19 protein-coding genes are annotated in these 22,693 nt (G+C 63.8%); 6 read left to right on the forward strand and 13 right to left on the reverse strand.

Going from position 1 to position 22,693, the window contains the following annotated elements; translation table 11 throughout:
• Nucleotides 1-52: 52 nt before the first annotated feature.
• Nucleotides 53-1,096 carry a deoxyhypusine synthase gene (locus AAGD32_09475; protein ID MEM8874477.1) on the forward strand — a complete coding sequence of 348 codons (1,044 nt, stop codon included), beginning with the start codon at nucleotides 53-55 and terminating at the stop codon, nucleotides 1,094-1,096.
• A gap of 118 nt (nucleotides 1,097-1,214) precedes the next feature.
• Nucleotides 1,215-2,393, forward strand: a complete 1,179-nt coding sequence (locus AAGD32_09480) for a DHH family phosphoesterase (protein MEM8874478.1) — start codon at nucleotides 1,215-1,217, stop codon at nucleotides 2,391-2,393.
• On the opposite strand, the gene AAGD32_09485 is transcribed toward AAGD32_09480, so the two are convergent.
• The gene (locus AAGD32_09485; GenBank protein ID MEM8874479.1) at nucleotides 2,394-2,831 is read right to left on the reverse strand and encodes an arsenate reductase ArsC; all 438 of its coding nucleotides are present in this window, start codon (nucleotides 2,829-2,831) and stop codon (nucleotides 2,394-2,396) included.
• 47 nt (nucleotides 2,832-2,878) lie between these two features.
• Nucleotides 2,879-4,216 carry an ankyrin repeat domain-containing protein gene (locus AAGD32_09490; protein ID MEM8874480.1) on the reverse strand — a complete coding sequence of 446 codons (1,338 nt, stop codon included), beginning with the start codon at nucleotides 4,214-4,216 and terminating at the stop codon, nucleotides 2,879-2,881.
• A 45-nt stretch (nucleotides 4,217-4,261) separates the two neighbouring features.
• Here AAGD32_09490 and AAGD32_09495 point away from each other — a divergent pair, with 45 nt between their 5' ends.
• Nucleotides 4,262-7,489: a valine--tRNA ligase gene (locus AAGD32_09495; GenBank protein MEM8874481.1), complete on the forward strand. Its 3,228-nt coding sequence runs from the start codon at nucleotides 4,262-4,264 to the stop codon at nucleotides 7,487-7,489.
• 43 nt (nucleotides 7,490-7,532) lie between these two features.
• Here AAGD32_09495 and AAGD32_09500 read toward each other — a convergent pair whose 3' ends face one another.
• The 11 genes from AAGD32_09500 to truA form a co-directional block, all read right to left on the reverse strand.
• Nucleotides 7,533-8,063: a hypothetical protein gene (locus AAGD32_09500; protein ID MEM8874482.1), complete on the reverse strand. Its 531-nt coding sequence runs from the start codon at nucleotides 8,061-8,063 to the stop codon at nucleotides 7,533-7,535.
• A gap of 74 nt (nucleotides 8,064-8,137) precedes the next feature.
• The gene (locus AAGD32_09505; GenBank protein ID MEM8874483.1) at nucleotides 8,138-9,844 is read right to left on the reverse strand and encodes a GspE/PulE family protein; all 1,707 of its coding nucleotides are present in this window, start codon (nucleotides 9,842-9,844) and stop codon (nucleotides 8,138-8,140) included.
• A 41-nt stretch (nucleotides 9,845-9,885) separates the two neighbouring features.
• Nucleotides 9,886-10,224 (reverse strand): STAS domain-containing protein, encoded by a 339-nt coding sequence (locus AAGD32_09510; GenBank protein ID MEM8874484.1) that lies wholly within the window; start codon nucleotides 10,222-10,224, stop codon nucleotides 9,886-9,888.
• 2 nt (nucleotides 10,225-10,226) lie between these two features.
• Nucleotides 10,227-11,465 (reverse strand): HD domain-containing phosphohydrolase, encoded by a 1,239-nt coding sequence (locus tag AAGD32_09515; GenBank protein MEM8874485.1) that lies wholly within the window; start codon nucleotides 11,463-11,465, stop codon nucleotides 10,227-10,229.
• A gap of 34 nt (nucleotides 11,466-11,499) precedes the next feature.
• Nucleotides 11,500-11,886, reverse strand: a complete 387-nt coding sequence (locus AAGD32_09520) for a response regulator (GenBank protein ID MEM8874486.1) — start codon at nucleotides 11,884-11,886, stop codon at nucleotides 11,500-11,502.
• Between the two features lie 19 nt (nucleotides 11,887-11,905).
• Nucleotides 11,906-13,336, reverse strand: coding sequence for an ATP-binding protein (locus tag AAGD32_09525; GenBank protein ID MEM8874487.1), 1,431 nt, complete (start codon nucleotides 13,334-13,336; stop codon nucleotides 11,906-11,908).
• A 61-nt stretch (nucleotides 13,337-13,397) separates the two neighbouring features.
• Nucleotides 13,398-14,579, reverse strand: coding sequence for a tetratricopeptide repeat protein (locus AAGD32_09530; GenBank protein ID MEM8874488.1), 1,182 nt, complete (start codon nucleotides 14,577-14,579; stop codon nucleotides 13,398-13,400).
• 5 nt (nucleotides 14,580-14,584) lie between these two features.
• A complete protein-coding gene (locus AAGD32_09535) occupies nucleotides 14,585-16,804 on the reverse strand; it encodes a secretin and TonB N-terminal domain-containing protein (protein ID MEM8874489.1) in 2,220 nt (739 codons plus the stop codon).
• 36 nt (nucleotides 16,805-16,840) lie between these two features.
• The gene (locus AAGD32_09540) at nucleotides 16,841-17,440 is read right to left on the reverse strand and encodes a hypothetical protein (protein MEM8874490.1); all 600 of its coding nucleotides are present in this window, start codon (nucleotides 17,438-17,440) and stop codon (nucleotides 16,841-16,843) included.
• Between the two features lie 85 nt (nucleotides 17,441-17,525).
• Nucleotides 17,526-18,101 (reverse strand): type 4a pilus biogenesis protein PilO, encoded by a 576-nt coding sequence (pilO, locus tag AAGD32_09545; protein ID MEM8874491.1) that lies wholly within the window; start codon nucleotides 18,099-18,101, stop codon nucleotides 17,526-17,528.
• A gap of 6 nt (nucleotides 18,102-18,107) precedes the next feature.
• On the reverse strand, nucleotides 18,108-18,896 hold the full coding sequence (truA, locus tag AAGD32_09550; protein ID MEM8874492.1) for a tRNA pseudouridine(38-40) synthase TruA: 789 nt from the start codon (nucleotides 18,894-18,896) through the stop codon (nucleotides 18,108-18,110).
• A gap of 63 nt (nucleotides 18,897-18,959) precedes the next feature.
• On the opposite strand from truA, the gene AAGD32_09555 reads away from it, so the two are divergent.
• The 3 genes from AAGD32_09555 (at nucleotide 18,960) to AAGD32_09565 (ending at nucleotide 22,663) form a co-directional block, all read left to right on the forward strand.
• Entirely contained in the window at nucleotides 18,960-20,282 is a 1,323-nt protein-coding gene (locus AAGD32_09555; protein MEM8874493.1) for a DEAD/DEAH box helicase, read from the forward strand.
• A 122-nt stretch (nucleotides 20,283-20,404) separates the two neighbouring features.
• Nucleotides 20,405-21,511 carry a glycoside hydrolase family 5 protein gene (locus AAGD32_09560; protein MEM8874494.1) on the forward strand — a complete coding sequence of 369 codons (1,107 nt, stop codon included), beginning with the start codon at nucleotides 20,405-20,407 and terminating at the stop codon, nucleotides 21,509-21,511.
• A gap of 150 nt (nucleotides 21,512-21,661) precedes the next feature.
• The gene (locus AAGD32_09565; GenBank protein ID MEM8874495.1) at nucleotides 21,662-22,663 is read left to right on the forward strand and encodes an aspartate-semialdehyde dehydrogenase; all 1,002 of its coding nucleotides are present in this window, start codon (nucleotides 21,662-21,664) and stop codon (nucleotides 22,661-22,663) included.
• Nucleotides 22,664-22,693: the final 30 nt, after the last annotated feature.

Genomic DNA, 22,693 nt, shown 5'->3' on the forward strand with positions numbered 1-22,693 from the left:
CACACGCATGAGCCAAAACCAACAAGTTTCGGGCTTCACCACCCCCGCCGACCTGCCGCCCAAGGCTGACATTCTCGCCGAGCCCATCCGGCACATCGACGTCACCGCCCACGACTGCCGACCCACCGTCGACGCGATGCGGCACATGGCGTTCACCTCCCGCGACCTCGCCCGGGCTGCCGACATCTACGACACCATGCTCGCCGACCGCGACTGCGCGATCATCCTCTGCATCGCCGGGTCGATGGTCTCGGCCGGGCTCAAGAAGGTCTTCACCGACCTGATCGACAACCACATGGTCGACGCCATCGTCTCCACGGGCGCGAACATCGTCGACCAGGACTTTTTCGAAGCCCTCGGCTTCAACCACTACGTCGCCCCCGACGAGTACAAGTCCGGCATCCACGATCAGGCACTCCGCGAGCTGATGATCGACCGGATCTATGACACGTTCATCGACGAGGAGCAGCTACGCGTCAGCGACGACACGACCAAGGCGATCTTCGATGGACTCGAACCGCGGCCGTATACGAGCCGGGAGCTCATGGCCGTGCTCGGGAAGCACCTCGACGAGCACGGCGTCAAGGGCGACGGCCGCAGCATCATCCACTCGGCTTTCCAGCGTGACGTGCCGATCTACATCCCCGCGCTCAACGACTGCTCGGCCGGCTTTGGTTTGGTTGGGCACCAGAAGGAGCGCCGCGACGCCGGCCAGCCGTACATGACCCACGACGGCGGCGGCGACTTCTACGAACTCTCCAAGATCAAATCGCTCAACCGCACCACCGGCCTGTTCATGCTCGGCGGCGGCGTGCCGAAGAACTTCGCCCAGGACATCACCGTCGCCGCCGATTACTTCGGCCAGGAGCCGACGCTGCACAAGTACGCCATCCAGGTCACCGTCGCCGACGTCCGCGACGGCGCCCTCTCAAGCAGCACGCTTAAGGAAGCGTGTAGCTGGGGCAAGGTCGATACGGTGCACGAGCAGATGGTCTTCAGCGAAGCCACCCTCGCCGTCCCGCTCATCGCCGGCTACGCATACCACCAGAGCAGCTGGAAACACCGCGAAGGCAAACGCCTCGCGACGCAGGTGTGAGCGTTCTGCCATTCTGAGCGCAGCCGAGGGATCTAGCCTCGAAAGCCGACCGCACGATTCAGCCGCTGGGCATCCGAAGCTAGATCCTTCGACTTTGCTCAAGATGACATTCGCACCCATGTCCAAGTTCGTCGAATCCTGTGTCGAGATGGTGAAAGAGCCGGCCAAGCTGGCCGAGCGTGCGCAGAAGGGAAAGCCCCGTGCCCGCAAACTGCTCAAGGCGGTCGAGGGCAAGAAGAACATCATCGTCAGCTGCCACATGCACCCCGACCCGGACGCGCTCGGCTCGGCGGCGGGGTTGACCTATCTACTCGAAAAACGCATGCCCGATGCCCGCGTCCGCATGTGCGTCCGTGGCCAGATTCCCGGCGGGCTCAATGATGCCTTTTCCAAGCACGCGCGGCTCGACATCGACAAATGGCCCGAGTCGTTCGACGACATCGACGCCGCCATCCTCTGCGACGTCCAGCCGGCATTCCCCACCAACCCCCTGCCGGACGACGTTTCGCCCGTCGCCGTCGTTGACCACCACCGTTCGCGGCGCAAGAACCCCGACTCCAAGTTCTGCGACATCCGCCCGGACATCGGCGCGACCGCGAGCATCGTGTTCAGTTACTTCGCCGAGCTCGACGAGGTGATCCCGCCGGACCTCTCGGCCGTCTTGCTGTACGCGATCGAGTCCGACCTCGCCGGCAGCGCGGGGACGCCGAGCGAGTTGGACAACCTTGCCCTTTCCACGCTCGCGCTCACCGCCGACACGCGCCGGTTGTACAAGATGCGCAACGTCGCGCTGCCCCAGGAGTACTTCGCCGGCTACGCCGCCGCGATGACCAACGCCGTCCGCTACGGCAACTGCATGGTCTCGGCACTCGGCCCGGTGCAAACGCTGGAGAAGCCCGCAGTGATGGCCGACTTCCTGCTCCGACTCGACGGTGTCGAAACCGTCCTAGTCACCGGATTGCATGACGAAGACGGCAACGGCATCGCCGACCGGCTCGTGCTCTCGCTCCGCACCGGCGGCGGCCGGTCGGCCGGCGAACTGATGCGCAAACTCGTCCGTGACATCGGCCAGGGCGGCGGTCACAAGCACAAGGCCGGCGGCTTCATCTCGCTCGACGAACTCTCCGACCTTCCCAAAATCCGCGCCCGCATCAAACGCCGACTGCTCCGCAACCTCGACATCGGCGACGCCCGCGGCCAGTGGCTGCTCCCCGATGCCCCGCCCAAGATCGACGTCACCGGCGGCACCGCCACCGCCCGCAGCGCCCCCGCCATGGACCTCGAAGACGCGGTCTAATCACCCATTTTGCGGCCGCGGCGCAGCCGCCCGCTCCTCCGCCAGAAACCTGCGCACCCACGCCCCGATCTCATCCCGGATCTCCCGAAACAGCACCCGCTGCTCATCCACCGGCATCTCCGCATCCGGATCAGTAAACGCCCGATGCACCGTCCGCTTCGCCCCGGCAAAAACCGGACACGCTTCCTTCGCCGAATCGCACACCGTAATCACCGCGTCATACTCACCGTCGGCATACCGATCGACGTGGTCCGACGTGTGCTTGCTGATGTCGACACCGACCTCGGCCATCACCTCAACCGCAACCGGATGCACCCCCTTCGGATGCGTTCCGGCCGAGTCGACGTGGACACCCGCCCCGCCCAGATGCGCAAGCCAACCATGCGCCATCTGCGAGCGACATCGATTGCCAGTGCAAAGCACGAGGTAGCGTTTCATGTCCGACCGTAGGGCAGGCACGGCCTGCCAACTCGGGGAGCGGCCGATCAATCCCACCAGAAGTACAGCCGATCGCCGTGCGTGAGCGCTGTCGCAAGCGCTGCGACACTGCCGACGCCTTGGTTGACGATGTCCGGACAGAACGTGTACATCCACTTGGCCAGCGCACGACTGTTCCCGCCCCGTCCGGTGAACCGTCCCTCGATCAGGTCGTAGTCGATCGTCGATAGGACAAACGGCCGAAGCTCGTGCAACTGTCGCAGCGCGGCGAAAACTTGCCCGGGCCCGACTTCGTAGTTGGCTCCGTTCGACTGCATCAGCCCGATCGCCTCGGCGAGGTCGGTCGAGGGGATCAGCATGACACGGGCGTCTGGATGAATCTGGAATCCCGCCGGGCCGTTGCCGATGAACACGCGACAGCCGAGGCTTTCGATCGCGTCGCGCTGCTCGTCGACGACACGCTTGGCCGTGTCTTCCCCGGCGACGAAGTAGTGGATGTTCGAAACCTCGTCGGACGTCCGCGCCTCGACGCCCAGCGCCTCCTCCAGAAGGTCTACCGCCCCCTGCGGACACGGCTCTGCAAACGTCGGCATCGGCAACTCGTACGCCGCGCCCTTCCAACGCTGCTCAATCACCGGTGCGGCCTTCTTCTTCGCCTGCTTCTTCGCTCGCTTCGGCGTCGCCTTCTCAGCTTCGCCGAGGAGATCAATCACCTCCCGAAGGCCCGCCTTGCTCGGGGCCGGGCGTCGATCGTCGGAGTAGCGCAAACCTTTCCAACGCTCGGCCGCCTGTCGCGGCGTCAGCTTGTTGATGTCGTACGCCTTCGCGTGCGGATCGGCTCCGGCTTCGAGCAGAACGCGCACCACGTCGGCGTGACCCTCCTTCGCAGCACAGTGCAAGGGCGTCTGCTTTTCCGAATCCTTCACGCTCGGCTTCACGTTCTTCCCCAACAGCCAACGCACCGCCCCAACCTGCCCGTGCTCGGCAGCGACGTGCAGCACTTGCCGACGGTGCTCATTCAAGCCGGCCGTTCTCTGATGGGGATCGGCACCAGCGTCGAGGAGTCGCTGCATGACTTCCACATCGCCAAGCTTGCAAGCCGCGATCATCGGCGTGAGCTCTTCGACGTACGCGGCACCCGGCGCATTGGGGTCGGCCCCAGCGTGAAGCAACAGCTCAACGATCTCCCGATGGCCGTCGAGCACGGCCCGGATCAACGGAGTCGTGTAAATCTGGCCACCATGCCAGTGCTGTTCCTGTTCGTCCAAGTCGGCCCCGGCATCGATGCAGCGTCGCACGAGATCCGGATCGCCGAGGGCAACGGCCGACAGCAACGCGTTCGCTTGGTTGGGATCGAAACCACCCGTTTTCTCGCTACCCGCCATAAGCAGAGCGTACCGCTACGCCGACCCCGGCTAAAGTGCGGCTTCATGGAACTGAGCAAGAGCTACGACGCCGCGGCGACCGAGTCGGCCGTTGCACGGGTCTGGAACGAGGAGAACTGCTTCCACGCGGAGCCGGACCCGAGCCGGGAGTCGTTCGTCGTGGTCATCCCGCCGCCGAACGTCACGGCGGCGCTGCACCTCGGGCACGCGCTCAACAACACGATCCAGGACATCCTCGTCCGCCGGGCGCGCATGCGGGGGCTCAACGCCGTCTGGCTCCCCGGCACCGACCACGCCGGCATCGCCACGCAGTCCGTCGTCGAGAAGCGCGTCCTCGCCGAGGAAGGCAAGCGTCGCACCGACTTCGAACGTGACGAGTTCGTCGCCAAGATCCAGGCGTGGAAGGACGAGTACGAGCAAACCATCCTCGGCCAGCTCAAGGCCATGGGCTGCAGCTGCGACTTCGACCGCACCGCGTTCACGATGGACGAGCAGCGGGCAAAGGCGGTCCGCGAAGCGTTCTTCCGGCTGTTCAAGGACGGCCTGATCTACCGCGGCAAACGGCTCGTCAATTGGGACCCCGTCACCCAAACGGCGCTGGCCGACGACGAGGTCGAGATGGAGGACATCGACGGCAGCTTCTGGTACCTGAAGTACCCCCTCGTCGATTCAGACGAGACGGTGACCGTCGCCACCACCCGCCCTGAAACCATGCTCGGCGACACTGCCGTTGCCGTGAACCCGAAGGACGAGAAGCGCGCCCACCTGATCGGCCGCAAAGTCCGCCTGCCGATCGTCGATCGCGAGATCCCGATCGTCGGCGACGAGTATGTCGTCATCCCCGACCCCGAAAGCAGCGACCCCAAAGCCAAGTACGCCAGCGGCTTCCTGAAAGTCACCCCCGCCCACGACCCCAACGACTGGGACATCGGCCAGCGGCACGACCTCGACGTCATCAACATCATGGCCCCCGACGCGTCGATCTCCGACGCCCACGGCTGGACGCCCGAAACCGACGCCGCGAAGGCGTTCGTCGGCAAGAGCCGCGAGGACGCCCGCACTGCCGTCGTCGAGTGGTTCAAGGACAACGGCCTGCTCGCCGAGGTCCGCCCTTACTCCCACGCCGTCGGCCACAGCTACCGCAGCCACGTCCCCGTCGAGCCGTACCTGAGCGACCAGTGGTACGTCGCCATGCAAAAGCCCATCGGCGGCGAGTCGGAAGGCAACGTGGAAGGCACCGACATTCCGAAGAACAGCCTTGCGGGTTACGCATTGACGGCGTTGAGCGGCGACCAAAGGGAGCTTCCCCCCGAAGCTCCCTTCGGTCGCCGCTCAACCAACCAACTGAGCTTCATCCCTGACCGCTACGCCAAGACCTACCACGCCTGGCACGCCAACCTCCGCGACTGGTGCATCAGCCGACAGCTCTGGTGGGGACATCGGATTCCGGTGTGGACATTTGCTCTTGAACTAAGTGGAATCGATGGCGTTCATACCGCCGCGGGAATCAAGGAGGGAAGATACAGAGCGTTCGAGCGAGCAAAGGTCCGTCTCGAGGAACTCGCAGCAGCAGAAGGGCAACCTGGTTGCTTTGTTTTCGACTTCAACTTTCTGGGCGCGAAGATTCGCGTTACCCCGCGAAACTCCGAAGCGATCGGTATCTTGCAACGGTTCATTGCCTACAAGCGGTCATTTGCTGCGCAGGAGGTGGGCAAGCGAACGCAGTACGCCGAACACGACGCTGACAATCGGCCGATTTACCATAACACGCATGTCAGGGAGACAGCGGCGGAAGCATTACTTGCTCTGCACAGCTTTGACACGATCGACCCCGACGTCCTCGACACCTGGTTCTCCTCCGCCCTCTGGCCGATCTCGACGCTTGGCTGGCCGGACGATACCGCCGAGCTGAAGGCGTGGAACCCCACCACCGTCCTCTGCACCGCGCGTGAGATCATCACGCTTTGGGTCGGGCGGATGGTCATGTTCAACCGCTACTTCCGTGGCGGTGACCTCCCGTTCAATGACGTGTTCATCCACGCGATGATCCAGGACGGGCACGGGCAGAAGATGTCGAAAAGCCTTGGCAATGGCGTCGATCCACTCGACATCATCCATTCGCATGGGGCCGACGCGATGCGTTTCACGCTCTGCCAGATGACCACGCACACGCAGGACGTCCGCATGCCGGTGGACATGGTCGACCCGCACACGGGCGAGACGTTCGAGCCAAAGACAATCACGAACAAGGCCGGCTTCACCGTCGCCGCGCCGATTCAGGAACACGGTGGCAAAAAGATGGTCAGCAGCTACGGCCTCGCGTCCGGCGAGGCGTCGCCGACCGACGACATGCCGCTGGCCCGCAATACCTCCAGCAAGTTCGACCTCGGCCGGAACTTCTGCAATAAGCTGTGGAACGCCTCGCGCTTCGTCATCGGCAACCTCGACGGTGACGCATCGGTCGGTGAGCTCTCCGCCGTCGATCGCTGGATCCTCTCGCGACTTGCCAAGACCATCGACGCGGTCAACGACGCCGCCGAGAACTACCGCTTCGACCGCTACGCGACGGCGATCTACGACTTCGTCTGGCGCGACTACTGCGACTGGTACATCGAGGCGGCGAAGCCGGCGCTGCGTGACGAAGCGACCGCGGCGACGACGCGAGCCGTCCTTTCGACATGCCTCGACGCGGCGTTGCGGCTGCTCAGCCCGATCACGCCGTTCGTTACCGAGAAGCTTTGGTGGGCGCTTAACGATGTCGCCCCGTCACGCGGCATCCCCGGCATGTTCGACCTGCCGCCGAGCGAGCGCTGCATGCTCGCGGCCTGGCCAACCGGCAACACGGACGCCATCGACGAGGAAGCGGAGGCGACCATCGCGACGCTACAGGAACTCGCCACCGCCATCCGCACGGTCCGTAATGAAAACAACGCCGATCCGCGCAAGAAGTATCCCGTGACCATCGCCGGTGCGTCCGACGCGGTGCAAGCCAACGCGTCCGTGATCGAGCTTTGGGCGACTTGCACGGTGAACTTCGGTAACGCCCCCGCCGACGCGGCCAAGACCACCGCGGCCGGCTGCGAGGTGTATGTCGAGGGCGTCATCGACAAAGCCGCCGGCGCGAAACGCAAGGCCGAACTCGAAAGGAAGATCAAGGCGATGCAAGGCAGGTTGGCGAACAAGGGCTACACCGACAAAGCCCCGGCCCACCTCGTCCAACAGACCCGCGACGAACTCGCCGCCGCCGAAGCGGAGCTTGCGGCGCTCTCGTAACGAACCACGTTGCGGAGCAACGCGTTTGAACGAGGAAGCTCGCTCAATGATCGTGCGCGCCTTCGAGGTCTTCGATCGGGACCGGGTCGGTCTCGCGGATCGACGCGACGAACTTGCTCGTTTGTTCGTTCGGCTCAAAGAGCGCGACGAGTTCGTCGGTGACATCGACGATTTCCACGCCCTTGCCGGTCCACGTCACGAACGGGACGATCACGTCAACACCCGCCTCGGCCGCGACATTGGGCAGCTGCCCCGCCACCGGTTCGAGCAGATCATCGACCGGCACCGCGGCGAAGCCCTGATAATGCAGTCGACGTTGCTGCGTCTTGCCCCACGATTCCAACTCGCCGACTTTGGCCTGATCACCATCGGCCTTCGCCTGGGCGTGTTCCTGCATCTTGAGATGCAGGCGTTCGTCGTTGAAGTCCGATCCTGCGTAGGCCACGGCGATCGCGCGGGTGTCGTACACGCCGACACGCAGCATCGGCACGGCAGCGTCGTTGGTGGAGTCACCAACCACCGACATCGGGACGGCGATCGCGACGAGCACGCAAAGAAGAACAAGAATTTTCACGGTTTGCTCCGGCTGGGGGCACCCGAGTGTATCAAACCACGGCGTTGACTCGTGCGACCCGACGCCACGGCTGGTCAGGTTGTCACACGCAAGATTTCATCGAGCGTCGTGACACCACTGACGACCTTCTCGGCACCGTCCTTACGCAGCGTCGTCATGCCGTTGCCATGGGCGAGTTTGCGGAGGTCGCCAAGGCTCATGCCTTTGGTGATCGCTTCGAGAATGCGATCGTTGGAACGCAGCAGTTCGTAGATGCCGAGCCGCCCGGCAAAGCCGGTGTCGCGACACGCATCGCAGCCGCAAGGCTTGAAAATCTCATCGGGCACTTTGCCGGTGAGCCCTTCGAGCTGCTCGGCGATCGGCTTGGTGAGTTTCGCGGACTTCTTGCAGTTGTCGCAGAGCCGCCGCACCAGCCGCTGGGCGAGCACGCCGCCGAGTGTCGCGCCAACAAGGTACGGCTCGATGCCGAGGTTGAACAAACGCGTCGCCGCGCTGACCGCGTCGTTGGTGTGCAGCGTCGAGAACACGAGGTGGCCGGTGAGCGCCGCTTGCGTTGCCAGCCGCGCGGTCTCGTCGTCGCGTACCTCGCCGACCATGACCACGTCCGGGTCCTGACGCAGCAGTGCTCGCAGAGCCGACGGAAACGTGAAGCCCGCCTTCTCGTTGACCTGGAACTGATTGATGCCCGCGAGGTGGTACTCGACGGGGTCCTCGACGGTCGAGATGTTGAGTTCCTCGGTGTTGATTTCGGAAAGCGCGGCGTAGAGCGTGGTCGACTTACCCGAACCGGTCGGCCCAGTGACAAGAACGATGCCGTTGGGTTGGGCGATGAGTTCACGCCACTGCTTGAGCATGTCGTAGCCGAAGCCGAGCTTCTCGAGGTTGTGCTGAGCTTTCTCGTTGTCGATGACGCGGATGACGACCTTTTCGCCGTGCCGGCCGGGCATCGTGCTGACGCGCAGGTCGATCGGACGTTTGTCCATCTGAACGTGGATGCCGCCGTCCTGAGGAAGGCGGCGCTCGGCGATGTCGAGGCCGGCCATGATCTTGATGCGGCTCACCACCGCCGCCTGCAAACGCTGCGGCGGACGCAGGCGTTCGTGCAAGTGCCCGTCGATACGGAAGCGGATGCGCAGCCCCTGCTCTTGCGGCTCGATGTGGATGTCGCTCGCGCCTTCCTTCACCGCCGTGTACACGCAGAAGTTCACGAGCTTGATGACCGGCGAATCACCCGCCGCCGCTTCGAGGTCGGCGATGTCGTCCTTCTTGCTCTCGACGAGCGTGAAGTCCTGTTCGTCGATGTCGTCGATGATCTCGTCGATGACGAACGCCTCGCCATCGGGCATGTACGCCTGAAGCGTCGCCTCGATGTCATGGGCCGTGGCGGCGACGACCTGCACGCGATGGCCACTGATGCGTTCGAGTTCTTCGACAAGGAACACGTTGGCCGGTTCGGTGACGGCAACGGTGAGAACATCGTCAACCAGGAACAGCGGTAAAACGACGTGTCGCTCGATCGTTTCGCGGGGCAACGCCGGGATGACCTTCGGGTCGGCCAGCCGTGGGTTCACCTGTGCGAACGGGACGCCGTACCCCTCCGCGATGATCGCGAGTACGTCACCCTCACTGGCCATGCCCTCGTCAACGACCACCTCACCGAGCAGGCGCTGATTCCCGCTGCGCTGTTGAATCTCAAGCGCAGTGTCGAGATCTTCCTGGGACACGATCCCACGATCGACCAACTGCTGCCCGAGCGGTTTGCGTTGGATGACATCCGGCATCTGATTGACGTATCGGCCCGATTCCCCTTGGAATCAACGCGTTAGCGGAGGCTCTTGATGGCCGTGTTGAGTTCGTGGGAAATGTCAAAACGCGGTGCCAGCCGGGTCATTTCGAGGATCTTCGTCACGTTCGGATCGGGCGACACCAGCTTGAGCCGACCGAACAGTTCGTCGCAGCGGCCCTGCAGCCAGGCAAGCGCTTCCAATCCGGCGCTGTCGATGAACTCGCAGCCGTTCATGTCGAAAACGAAGTCGACCACGTCCTTGCGTTCGATCATGTCTTCGATGCTGTCCCGCAGGCCGGCGACCTCGTCGGTCACGAGATCACCTTTGATGCTGAAGACGCCGACGCCGTCGTAGTTGTCGAGCTTGAGGGGCATGATCAGGCGGCCTCGCTGTTGGGACGAACGTTGAGGAACGCCGCACCGGGAACACCGTCGCGGTGGTCCTTGAGGAGTTCTTCGATGCGAGCTTCGCCGATGTCGAGGAAGGCGTCGGCAAGAGCGGGGTCGAACTGGCTTCCCTTACAACGCTCGATTTCGGCGAGGGCTTTGGCCGGGGGCATGCCGTTGCGATAAGTGCGATTGCTCGTCATCGCGTCGAAGCAGTCGGCGAGGCAGATGATTCGACCCATGAGCGGGATCGCTTCGCCGGCAAGTTTCCACGGATAGCCGCGCCCGTCGAACCGCTCGTGGTGATGGCGGACACCGTCGATGAGATCGGCGACCTGGCGGACATCGGCAAGGATCCTCGCACCGATCTCCGGGTGCTTCTTGATCTCGCCAAACTCTTCGTCGGTGAGCTTACCCGGCTTGCGAATGACCATGTCGGGTACACCGATCTTGCCGACGTCGTGCAGTAGACCGGCCATATACACACGCTCCTGGTACGCGGTGCTGAAGTCGGCCTGCTTGGCCAGTTCGCGGCTCAGCAAAGCGACACGCTCCGAGTGACCGCAGGTGTAGGCGTCCTTCGCGTCGACCGCCGCGGTCAGCGAATGCAACAAGCCCATCATCAGGCTCTTGGCGTCATCGAAAAGCGTGTAGTTCTCCGCGTGGATGCCGACTTCGACCGCAACGCCGTTGAGGAGCTTCGCGTCGATGCTGGTGAAGCGCGTCCCGGTCGGCGGGGCCGGCACCGGTCGTTTGTTCGCGACCCAGATCACGCCGAACAGCTCGTCCCCACGCTCGAGCGGGACCGCAAGCAATCGCTCGGCCCGCTGGGCACTCCAAGCAAAATGCCGATCGGCAACGATCTCATTCAGGTGAATCGTCTCACGACGTAAACCGAGTTGCTCCCGCATGCCCGAGTGCAACCGGTCGAGCTCGTCTTCGTTGAAGAGCGGCTTGCCGTACTGGAAGTTGGTCGTCGGATGAACCCGTTCGTGCCAGAAATGAATGCCGACCGTCTCGACCTGCATCACTTCAAGCGTCTGCTCCGCAGTGAGGTCGAAGAACTGCTGCGGCGCGCGCGTGAGCTTCATGCCGCCACTGAGCGTGTAGATCAGCGAGAGTTCCTCGTAGCAATCACCGAGCTGATGGCTGAGGTCGTTACGCTCCTGGGTCAGCTCGGCGATTCGGCGTTGCTGGGCGGCGATCTGTTCGGACTGGGGCGAGTGCATGGGAACGACTTTTGGGTTGAACCGGGGAACGACTTCACGCGGCCTTGGCATAAGCCTCGGCCAACACTTCTTCGACCAACGCGACGAGTTGGCGCGGGCTGAAAGGCTTGCTCATCATGCGAGAAATCGCCGATCGGGCATCGTCGTCGGGAAGCTCGTGGCCCTGTGCGGTGAGCATCACGATCGGGGGCAGGTCGTCCGGGTACTTCTCGACCAGACCACGCACCAAACCGATGCCGTCGCAACCGGGCATGTGATAATCGGTAATGACCAGCGCCGGCCGCTCATCGTCGAACGCGGCCAAGGCTTGGTCGCCATCGGGCACGTCGACTACTTCGTAACCAGCGTTGGATAGCTTGATTTTGACGACGTTGCGGATGTGGCTTTCGTCGTCCGCAACGATGATGCGTTTGGGATTCATGGGATCACTTCCTTGAGATTTACTTCAGAGCCGGCAGTTCCATGGTGAAACAACTGCCCTTGCCGACCTTGCTGGCGACGCTGACTTTCCCGTCGTGAACTTTTTCGATCACATGCTTGACCAGCGCGAGCCCGAGCCCCGTCCCCTTGGCGACCTTTTCGTTCTGCTTCACGCGGTAGAACTTGTTGAACAGCTTGGGCAGCGCATCCTCGGGGATGCCGTAACCGGTGTCGCGGACGCTGAGCTTGATCGTGTTGGTCGCCTCATCCACCGAGAGATCACACCGGACTTCGCCGCCGTCGGGCGTGTATTTGACGGCGTTGCTCAGCAGGTTGAGCGTGGCCTGGTACAGCATGTCGCGATCGGCGAAGACCTGGAAGATGCTCGGCGGCAGCGTTTCGCGAATGGTGATGTTCTTGAGCCCGGCGGTCGGCTTGATCACTTCGAGTGCGTCCTTGCAGACGAGCACCGGACTGATCGGCTTGCGGTCGATCTTCACCACACCGCTTTCGATGCGGCTGATGTTCAGAATTTCGTCGATAAGCGTGGCGAGGCGATTCCCCTCACCATGGATGATGTTGTAGAACTTCTCACGCTCTTCGTCGTCCTCGGCTTCCCCGTCGATGAGCATCTCGATGTAGGCGTTGATACTCGCCAGCGGCGTGCGCAGTTCGTGGGTGACGCTACTGACGAACTCGCTCTTTTGTCGGGCAAGCTCGGCCTCGCGGGTCATGTCCTGCAGCACGGCAACGACGCCCGCAGGCTCACCGGCTTCATCGGTCACCGCGCTGAGCGTGACTTTGTAGTCCCTTGGTTCTCCGCCGACTTCGAGTTGGTGCTCGACGGAGCGCCGACCGTTGCGGGTCTTGCTCGCACGCATCTGCGTCATCATCGCGACGATCTCGTCATCGCGCACCACATCGGCCAACGGCCGGCGTTCGGACGACTCGTCAAAACCGAAAAGGTCTTTGGCCGCGCTGTTGGTGAGCAGCACCTCGTCGAACGAATCGGTCACGACGACGGCATCGCTGATCGAGCCGATGACCGCCTCGGCGTGTTGGCGCTGACCGGTCGCGACCTTGAGTTCGATCTCGAGTTCCTTGGCACGATCCACCGCATGCTCGACGCTCTGCTCGGCCATCGCCATGCAATCGTTCATCGCCGCGATGAGCGGTGCGAACGGGGCGTCCTCGGCGTCGAGTTGCTTGAGTTCCGTGGCCTCGGCGTGTTTGCGGGCCGTCGCCGCGAGTCGGATTGACGAGACGTGGTAAGTGACCACGCCGATGATGCCCAGCACGGCCGAGATTCCACCGAGCAGCAGCCCGCTCCAGCCCATCGGACCAAGCGAAGACAAAACGTCCTCGCGCTTGAACAAGGCCGTCCCGAAGCACACCACCGCCCCAAGGAGGAGCGTCGGTGTCAGCGTTCTAAGGATCCAGAGGTGTCGCACGATATTCTCTCACTCTTGGCATCGGCCGATTCATCCCCCTACTCAATCAACGCGGCGGGCGTCACGATCCGAGAGTGCTCGCCAGTTGCCGTGCCAGCGGATCATCCGGATCGATGTCCAGAGCACGGGCGAAGGACTCGGCGGCGGCCGCGATATCGCCACGGATTTGCAGAAGACGCCCCTCCAGGCAGGCCGGCAGCGGATCGCTGGGGTCGAGCCGGGCGGCGAAGCGGTAAGCCGCGAGGGCCTGTTCGTGATCGCCGTTGAGCTGCGCGGAAAGCCCCAGCAACAGATGGCTCTCGGGATTATCGGGTTCCAGAGTTTCGACTTGCCGGGCCGCCCCGACCGCTCGCCGACCGTCACCGAGTTCGAGCGAGGCCTTGGTGAGTCCGGCCCAACCGGGAACGCCGCGCGGTGCAAGCCGAGTTACCGTAAGAAAGGCATCGCGTCCATCCCTGAACTGTCCCACGGCGAGCAGCGCTTCGCCGTACGCGAGCCAAAGATCGGCACGCTCGGCAAACGCCGGATCCTTGAGAAGTCGCGACAGTTCAAGCTCCGCCTCGCGCATCTGCCCGGCCTGGAACGTGGCCAACGCGAGCCGTTCGCGGAGTTGCAGGTCGTCACGGTCGAGCACCGACGCATGCCGGTACATCTCCGCCGCCAACGCGAAATCGCCCCGCCGCATGTGCAGCTCGGCCACCGCGCTGCGGACCGGGGCGCTGTGCTCAAAATGGACGACACGGTCTTGGAGAATGTGCAGCGCCTCATCGTCGCGACCGACGCTGACCAACGCCTCGGCATGGGCCAACAGGTAAGCCGGCTCGTCCGCCTCCAGCCTCGACGCCGCTTCGTAGTGACCAAGCGCGGCGTCCGGACGCTGCCAACGCTGGTCGACGATCCCCGCGAGGTAGTGAGACTCGGCGTTGTCCGGCGACAATTCGAGAGCAGCCGTCAGGTCCGCGTCGGCGTTCTCAAGTTTGCCCTCTTCGATCGCGATGCGGGCGCGGAGGGTGAGCAACCGTGCGTCGCCGGGGTTGAGCGTGAGAGCCTCGTCGGCGGTGAGTCTCGACTTGGCGAGGTCGCCGGATTCGAACTGATCCTCCGCGAGGCTCAGCAACACGCCACTCCGGGCAGCGTTCCAACGTTGGTTCGCCGCTTCCGACGCCGCCTGCTGCGGCTTGACGCCGTCGGCACAACCGGCGGCTAGCACCAATGCGAGCGTAATGAAAATAGGTCGTTTCATGGCAACTACTCGGTGATGGTCTCGCTGGGATCGACATCGGCGATGCTCTCGAGCAACGCGTCCCATTCGCTTTCGGTGGCCGACTCGGGCTCGGGCTCCTCCTCCTTGTTCGCGAACATCGGTTCGGCCGGACGCGATGTCGGGAGCTTGGTCTCGCCGACAACGAACTCGCGCGGACGCGGCCGGTCGTTGAGCAACGCCTCCACGCGCGTCTCACGCATCAGATGATCGCGGAGAAAGGTCCGGATTGAGCTGTTGTCAACCGCCGACACGGCCCGACCGGTCAGCTCCTCACGCAGCTCGATGGCTTCGAGAAACTTCGGGTTCAGGTGGATCGCGGCGTTCAGGTCGAAGATCGCTTTTCGCTCGTCGGCGTCTTCCTTGCGAAGCTCGCGCAGGGCCGATTCGTAGAAGCCTTCGGCCAGACGCTCACGACCCCACGGCATCATGCCCTCGCGAACACCGATCCGCAGACGCTCCGCGGTGGCAAGTTCTTCGGCGCTGCGGGCGGCGTACTCGTCGTTGTCCTTGATGATGTGCGGCGTGAGGAGAATGACGATCTCCTCACGGATCGTGGAATCGGACTGGCTGCGAAACAGCGAGCCGACACCGGGGACGTTGCCAAGGCCGGGCACCTGTCGGCGAGCCGTGCTGGAGAACTCACGGAACAGACCGCCGATGACGATCGTGTGGCCGTCCTTGACGATCACGTTGGTCGAGACTTCGGTGGTTTCCTCGAAGGGCAGGTTCGCCGCGTTGACGCCGCCGTTGGAGTCCTCGGGACGGACCTCGAGCCGGACGAAACCGTCGTCGGTGATGTACGGGCGGAAGACCAACCGTGTGCCGGTCTCGAGAAAGTCGACGCTTTGGACCGTGGACGTTTCGGTCACGGTCGTGGTGAGGAAGCCGTCCCGCCGACCGACGAGCACGCGGCCCTCCTGTTTGTTGAGTGCGAGAACCTTCGGGTTGGCGAGGATTGCCGTGTCGGTGACGCCTTCGAGGGCGTTGATGAAAACGGAGACATCGCCGGTGACCAGGCCGAAGCGAAGCCCGCCCGCTGCCGGGCTGGAGAAACTCTGACCGGTGCCGATCGACGCGGCATCGGGGCTCACCAACGCGTCGCTTGCCCCGGCAAGCACCTGACCACCGCCGAGTGTCACTTCGGTGAAGTCGACACCGCCGAGGACGTTGAAGTCCACACCGAGTGCGTTGTCTTCGCTGAGCGTGGCGCGGAGGATCGTCGCCTCGATCAGGATTTGCGCCGGCCGACGGTCGATGTCGTCGAGGAGTCGGCGCACGTTGTCGAGGTTGTCGACGTTGTCGGTGATGACGAGCAGCTCGTCGTTCGAGTAGTTGAAACCGCCGGTGTCGATGGTGCCATCGCCGCTGCTGATGCCGGTTCTCGGCGCGCTGCTGACAGCAACGACCGCGTTCTCGGTGAGCACGGGCTTGATCAACCGCTCGGCCTCGACCGCCTCGATGTGAAAGACACGAAATACCCGCGTCTCGGTCATCGCGTCGGACTGTTGCAGGGCGGCAAAGTCGTCGGCCGTGTAGACGTGGACGAAGTTGCCGGCGTTGCGATATTCGAAACCGTTGCTCCGGAGAATCGCGTCCAGCGCTTCCTCAACGGTGACGCCGTAGAGGTTGGCGGTGATGTTCCCGGTCACGCCCTCGTGGGCGATGATGTTCATCTGGGTCTGCTCGGCGAGCATGCGGAGCACCTGATCGACCGGTGCGTCGGTGACGTGAATGTCGCCGACGCTGTAGCTGTCGGTGAAGACGACATCCTCGGACGAGAGCGGCGTGGACTCTTGCTCAATCAGTGCCGGCTCGGTGTCCGCGAAGGGATCAACGATCGGTAGCGTGACCGCGTCGCCATCGCCTTGGCCACCGAGCGTTTTGGCCAGGGTCTTCTCGATGGCTTCCGAGTCGAAGAGTGCCGACAGGTCCGGCAACATGCCACCACTTTCAGCGGCAACCACAGGCATCGGCTCGGACGTTGGTTCGGATGGCTCGGGTTCGGCCGGCTCGCCGGTCACTTCCGCGTAGATCCCCATGGGCATCGCAACCTCGGCGACTTCGGCGACCGCCGACTGCGGCGACGGAATAAGCGCGGCACGCTGGCCGAAGTGATGCACCGCGGCACCGGCGGCCAAGGCGATCAGGCCGAGGCCGACCCTGATCATGGTGCGCTTGCGTGGGTGTACGTTGGTCACGGACATGTTTCTTTTCTCTTTCACTCCCGGATACCCATCCGGCTACTTCTTGCGCATCTTCACGGTGACTTCGATTCCGTCGCGCTCGACGATGGCCCCCTTGTGACTCACGCTGATCAGGCGGAACGACGCGATCGACTGCCCCGGCCGAACGAGCCGACCGTTGATCACAGCCGAACTCCGCCCCGGATCAGCCGCGATCCAAACCTGTTGCAACTCGAGCGCCTGCGCATCGATCCGGACTCGGTCTTGGGCCATGTCGACCGTCGGAACGAACGTGTCGAGGTTCGCAAGCTCGTCTTGACCCAACGGCATATCCGCCTCGGGTGCCGGGCGATATCGACTCAGGTCCAGCACAAACAAGTTGCGCGTGAGCGGCGGCAACGGCGCGTCGATCCACGACCTCACCGCGGGCGATCCGTAAACACCGATCATGGGTTCGGCTTCTCGGTCATCGTTGCTGGTGCTCTTGGTCGCCGGCAAAATGGCGGCCGCCGTCTCCGCGGCCACGGTGCCGCCGCCGAAGCTGCGGGCGAGGATCACGATGAACGCGAGCGTCAGCACCGCGAGCAGCCCCGCCTTCTTCCGGTCCTGATCGATCAGGGCACGAATGTCGTTCAGATTGGCCGGTATTGACGCCATTACTGCCTGTAGCATCGACCCGGAGGAAGCGCGACTTTGCCCGGAACCGACAAGGATTTGGCGACGGGAGCCGGCCGACACCTAATCAGCCGGTCGGCTCTGTCCGGTAATAGAGGTTCACCCACAACTCGAACGCGGTATCGCCGGTGATGCCGACCGATTTGACCGACGTCTTGCGGACGTGCAGCAGCCGCGGGTAGCTCTCGATTTGGCGGAGAAAGGCAAAGCCGCTGGCGAAATCACCTTCGAACGTGATCCGCACCGGCATGACGCCGATCGAAGACTCGCTGTCGATGTTGATCGTCTCGGGCGCTTGCTGCTGGAACTGCGAGTTGCGCAGCGACAGCGTTTGCGCGAGCCGGCTGGCGTCGCCCCAGAACTGGGAGTAGCCAGGCTCGTCGGGGAGTTCACGCCGGGTACGCGACAGGTCGTTGCGAAGCCGTTGCACGTCCGCGGCGATCCTCGGAAGCGCTTCGACCTGTTGCTGATTGAGCGCGAGCTCATTGTCAACCGCGCGGACCTGATTAACGATCCGGTTGAGTTGGCCGTTGGCCGTGCGGAACACACCGAAGTAGAACAACAGTAGAATTGCAACGATCACGCCAAGCAACTTGCGCTGGCGTTTCCGCAGGACGGTGATCTGTTGTTCGAGTTCGGACACGGCGGGTTACCCACCGGTTGCATCGGCGGATTCCGTGGCCGGCTTTGCAGAGGTCGTGCGATGGCGAATCCACTGGAGAAACAACCCATGAGCCGGCGCGGTCGGGCCGGCGGCGGTTCGGTCCTGGGCGGCGAGCACGTCCGGTATCGAGTCGGGGTCGATCTTGCCGCGGCCGACCTCGGCGAGTGTGCCGGCGATGATGCGGACCTGATTCCAGAGAAAACCGGTGCCCTCGACGCCGATCACGATCCGCTGACCACGTCGGCTCACGGTGCAGTCAGTGATGGTGCGGACGGTGTGCTCGCGGCCATGGCCGGGCTTGGCGAAGCTCGCGAAGTCGTGGGTCCCGACCAGATTTCCGGCGGCGGCTCGCATCGCGGCAAGGTCTGAAACGCCACGCCGATGGAACGCCAGATCGTGCAGAAAGAGGTTGCGATCGTCGCCTGTCCATATCTGGTACTGATACCGCTTGTCGATCGTGTCGCCGATGGTGTCGAAGTCATCCGCCGCGTGATCGATACGAACGGCGAGCACATCGACGGGCAGTTTCGCGTTGAGCGCCTTGCGCATCCCCTCAAGGGGAATCTGCGTCATGTGTGTATCGAACCGCGCGACTTGCCCTTTGGCGTGAACGCCGGCGTCGGTCCGGCTGGAACCGACGACCGTGACCGGATGCCTGACCACTTGCTGCAACGCGTGCCGGACCTCCCGTTGGACGGTGCGAAGCCCTTCGACCTGTTCCTGCCAGCCGTGGAAGTGCGTGCCGCGGTAGGCGAGTGTGAGTCGGAGACGCATGACCGGGCAGGGTACGCGCGTCAACCCCAAAACTTTACACCACCGCCCGACTAGTATCCGCCAGTGACCGATAAAGCGAAACACCCGCCGCTGCCCGAGGCGTTTGAAAAACTTGGCGTTCGACCTTCCGTGCTCAAGGGGCTTGCCGAGGCGAAGTTCTCCGAGCCCAGCGAGATTCAGGCGCTGGTGATTCCCGAAGCTCTCAAGGGCGTGGACATCCTCGGCCAAGCCCGCACCGGGACCGGCAAGACCGCGGCCTTCGCGATCCCGCTGCTCCAACTCGCCGAGCCCGGCGTCGCCACACAGGCGATCGTCCTGGTGCCGACCCGCGAGCTCTGCATCCAAGTCGTCGAGGAAGTCGAACGCCTCGGCAAGCACTCCGACATCCGCGCCACCGCCACCTACGGCGGCGAACGCATCACCGCCCAGGAGAAACGCCTCAAGCACCACCCCGAGATCATCGTCGGCACACCCGGTCGCGTGATCGATCTCTACAAGCGGCGCATCCTCGACTTCCACGATGTCCGCTTTGCCGTCCTCGACGAGGTCGATCGCATGTTCGACATCGGCTTCCGCGACGACATGAAATACCTGCTCGGCAAGATCCGAGACGACCGCAAGCACATCGGCAACGAGCATCCGCTGCAGACGATCTTCGTCAGCGCGACGATCGCTGGCGAAGTCGAACGGCTGGCCCGACGAAACATGCGTGACGACAAGGTCGTGAAGCTCATCGCCCCGGGTGCCGACGACAAGCCGACCGTCGAGAATGTCACGCAGGAGTACTTCTCCGTCGAGGGCTGGGACAAATACCAACTGCTGCGCAAGCTCTTCAAGCGTGAGGAGCCGGAGATGGCGATCATCTTCACCCGCACCAAGCGGACGGCCGAGAAGATCGCCAAGCGGATGAAGGAAGACGACATCAACGTCCGCGAGATTCACGGCAACCTCAACCAGTCGCAACGCGAAAAGGTCATGAAGCAGTTCCGCGACGGCAAGGTCCGTGCCTTGGTCGCGACCGACCTGGCCAGCCGTGGCATCGACGTCGCCGACGTCTCGCACATCATCAACTACGACGTGCCCGAAGACCCCGAGGCGTACGTCCACCGCATCGGCCGAACCGCCCGCATGGGCGCCAGCGGCAAGGCGTTCACGTTCATCGGCAAGGACCAGGGCGACGAGCTGACCAAGATCGAGAACTTGATCAACATGCTCATCCCCCAGGGCCAGGTCGAGGGTTTCAAGGCCACCCCCGAACCCCGCACCAACCGCAGCGGCCGATCGGCCCGGCCCGAGGTCGAGACCAAGCCCGACCCACAACCCGAAGAGCCCAAACCGAAACGCCGCTACGCCGGCCGGGTCGCGCGGACACGTCGGCGGCGCTAACCCCCGCGTCATCCTGAGTGCAGTCGAAGGACTTCTTCGTGTCCGTCACCGAGTCTGTCACGAAAACGAGGAGATCCTTCGACTGCGCTCAGGATGACTCGTTTGCGGTTATCCTCACAAGCATGAAACTCCCGCTCCTCCTGACCTGTCTGACAGTTCTCGCCTTCGCCACCCCGTCCTTCGCCCAACAGCGTGACCTGCTCGACGGCTTCCGCCGCGGCATCAACCTGTCGCACTGGTACGCCCAAACCATGGTCGGCCACTACGACGAGTCGCACCTCTCGACATACTTCACCGAGGCAGACGCGCAGAAGGTCGCTGATATGGGCTTCGACCACGTCCGGCTCACGCTCAACCAGACTGTCCTCTTCGACGCGGACAACCCCGGGACGCTCAACGCCGGCCGGTTGGAGCTGATGCGGCCCCGGGTGCGGTGGTTCCTCGATCGCGACGTCAACGTGATCATCGACCTGCACCCCGACGACCACTACAAGGAAGCGCTGCTGCAGGCAGAGCACGCCGACGCATTCGTGAAGGACTGGCGGGCATTGGCCGAGGCGTTTGCGGACATGCCGGTGGAGCACTTGGCGTTCGAGATCATGAACGAGCCGAAGCCGCAGTGGGAGGTCGGGCCGTGGTCCGAGCTTCAAGGCCGGGCCCTCGCCGCAATCCGCGAGGTCGCACCGGACCACACCGTCGTCGTCAACGCCGGCGATTGGACCGGCGTCGACTCGCTTCCGAAGATGACGCCTTACGACGACCCGAACGTGCTTTACACGTTCCACTTCTACGGGCCGTTCTTCTACACGCACCAGTCCGCGTCATGGGCACCCAAGCCGGTCGAGGGAATGGCCGACGTCCCCTGGCTGATGGACCCCGACACGCCCGACGAGGTCATCCGCGGCATGGTCAGCAGCGACGAGGGCTTCGAATGGCTGCGCGGCGCGGTCACGCGTGGCGACTTCACGATCGAGAGAATGCGTGGCGACTTCGACGACCTCGCGGCTTGGGCCGAGCAGCATGACGTGCCGGTCTACCTTGGCGAGTTCGGCGTCTACACCAAGGCCGGCAAGCGTGAGCACCGGCTCGCATGGCTCGAGTTCGTCCGCACCGAGGCCGAGTCACGCGGCTGGGGCTGGGCGATGTGGGACTACGCCGGCGGCTTCCGCGTCGTCGAGGGCGAGGATCGTACGCCGGACGAGGAGTTGCTCGAAGCGCTGGGGCTATGAACCGTCGGCAAACAACCCTCCCCGAAAGCCCACGGCTTCAGCCGTGGGTCTGCCTGTGGTCACGAACGCCGACCCACGGCTGAAGCCGTGGGCGTTCCCTGCCAAAGCAGCGCACACTCATTCGGCCCGACCGCGCTACACTGCCGACCCATGTCGAAACACGTCGCCATCGTCGGTGCGACGGGTGCCGTTGGCGATGAACTCCTGCGAATCCTCGCCGAACGTGACTTCCCCGTCGCCAGCCTCCGCCCCCTCGCAAGCGCCCGTTCCGCAGGCAAGACCGTCACGTTCAAGGGCGAGTCGGTCACGGTGGAGGAACTGACCAAGGACAGCTTCACCGGCATCGACATCGCGTTCTTCTCCGCCGGCGGGTCGATCAGCAAGGCGTTGGCCGCCCCGGCCGTCGAAAGCGGCGCGGTCGTAATCGACAACACCAGCCACTTCCGCATGAAGGACGGCATCCCGCTGGTGGTGCCCGAGGTGAATCCCGAGGCCACCCACAAGCACATGGGCCTGATCGCCAACCCGAACTGTTCAACAATCATCATGGCGGTGCCGGTCTGGCCGCTGTTCAAGGCGTTTCGGCTCAAGCGGATCGCGGTCAGCACCTACCAGGCCGTCAGCGGCGCGGGTGCGGCAGGCTTGGAAGAGCTCGAACGCCAGACCCGCCAACACGTCGCCGGCGAACCGATCACGAAAGAGAAGTTCGCCTACCCGGTCGTACATAACGTCTTCAGCCACGACAGCGCTGTCGACCCCGACACCGGCCGCAATGTCGAGGAGCAGAAGATGATCGACGAGACAGCGAAGATTTTCGCCACCGACAAGCTTGGTGTGTCCGCCACCTGCATCCGTGTGCCGGTGCCCCGCACCCACTGCGAGTCGATCAACCTGGAGTTTGCCGAGGCGGTCACCCCCGAGCAGGTCCGCGAGGTGCTCGCCGCCGCTCCGGGGATCAAGATCGTCGACGACCGCGCGGCCAATCACTTCCCGATGCCCACCGAGGCGAGCAACCAGGACGACGTTCTCGTAGGTCGAATCCGCCAGGACAGCTCCCGCCCCGACGGCCGCGGCATCGACCTCTTCGTCGCCGGCGATCAAATCCGCAAGGGCGCCGCGACCAACGCCGTCCAGATCGCGGAGTTGCTGTGATACCCCCATGTCATCCTGAGCGCAGTCGAA

The sequence above is a fragment of the Planctomycetota bacterium genome (genome assembly GCA_039182125.1).
In the GTDB taxonomy this organism is placed as follows: Bacteria; Planctomycetota; Phycisphaerae; order Tepidisphaerales; family Tepidisphaeraceae; genus JBCDCH01.